Origin of the sequence: Allohoeflea poritis, assembly GCF_027889715.1 — a bacterium.
Classification (GTDB): Bacteria; Pseudomonadota; Alphaproteobacteria; order Rhizobiales; family Rhizobiaceae; genus Hoeflea_A; species Hoeflea_A poritis.
Genome location: NZ_JAPJZH010000052.1, coordinates 1 through 1,300 on the forward strand (window position 1 = coordinate 1; position 1,300 = coordinate 1,300).

Annotated in this window: 1 protein-coding gene; it reads left to right on the top strand. The window is 57.5% G+C overall.

What is annotated here, in order from left to right:
- Nucleotides 1–75: 75 nt before the first annotated feature.
- Nucleotides 76–1,254 (top strand): IS481 family transposase, encoded by a 1,179-nt coding sequence (locus OOZ53_RS26475; RefSeq protein ID WP_271092804.1) that lies wholly within the window; start codon nucleotides 76–78, stop codon nucleotides 1,252–1,254.
- The last annotated feature ends 46 nt before the right edge of the window (nucleotides 1,255–1,300 follow it).

Here is a 1,300-nt window from a genome sequence, read left to right on the forward strand (position 1 = left end):
TGCCCGGCCTGAGAGATAGGTAACAAAACGTACCGGACACATAGGTAACACTTTTCGCTTTTGCGTGAGGTGTCGATGCCGTGGAAAGAGGTGTCCGTTATGGAAGAACGTCTTCGCTTCATCGCCCGTCTTTTGGATGGGGAAAGTATGAGCTCGGTTTGCCGCGAGTTCGGGATCTCGCGCAAGACCGGTTATAAAATCCACAACCGGTACCGGCAGGAAGGGATAGAGGCGCTGTGCGACCGCTCACGCCGTCCGGTGCGTTATGCCAACCAGCTGCCGCAGCAAATCGAGCGGCTGATCGTTTCGACGAAGAAGGACAGGCCACATTGGGGCGCCAGGAAAATCCGCGAGGTTCTGGTCAGGAAGCTGGCCGGCGATGTGCGCATTCCCGCCCAAAGCACAGTGCATGCGGTTCTTGACCGGCACGGCCTTGTCAAACGCGCCCGCAAGCGGCGGCGCGGCAACAAGACTGAAGGAACGCCTTTGTCGGCGGGCCTGCATCCCAACGATCTGTGGTGTGCCGATTTCAAGGGCGAATTCAAGCTGGGCAACCGGCAATACTGTTACCCCCTGACGGTGAGCGACCATGCCTCGCGCTATCTTCTGATGTGCGAGGCCTTTGACAGCACGAAGGAAAAGCCGGTGATCGAGGCCTTTCTCAACCTGTTTCGCGAACGCGGCCTGCCGTCGGCCATACGAACAGACAACGGTCTGCCCTTTGCTTCTCCCAACGGGCTTTACAATCTGTCGAAGCTGTCCGTGTGGTGGCTGCGCCTGGGCGTTGCCATAGAGCGGATCAAACCTGGCCATCCACAGCAGAACGGCCGCCATGAGCGCATGCATCTGACCCTGAAGAAGGAAGCGACCCGACCACCGGGCATGAACGCCCTGCAGCAGCAGGACCGCTTCGATGCCTTCATCAGCGAATTCAACAATGAGCGGCCCCACGAAGCGCTCGATATGAAGTGTCCGAATGAGGTCTATGCCCCGTCACCACGCCCCTATGAAGGGTTGCCCGACGTGCAATACCCCTTCCACGACAGGGACATTCTCGTCACCGCATGCGGACGCATCTGCATGCACAGAAAGAAGATCAACATATCGCAGGTGCTCGCCGGTCAAAGGCTCGGCATCAAGGAAGTCGACGATGGAATTTGGCTCATCAGCTTCATGAGCTATGATCTGGGATATATCGACCTGGAGCAAAGAACACTGCAAACAATCGACAACCCGTTCGGCACGAGGTTGTAACCCATGTCTCCGGTACAAACCGTTACCTATGTCTCCGGGTCGGACA

Bases quoted from the DNA above. Each gene is read 5' to 3' on its own strand.
- OOZ53_RS26475 (WP_271092804.1), top strand. From the start codon at position 76: ATGCCGTGGAAAGAGGTGTCCGTTATGGAAGAACGTCTTCGCTTCATC.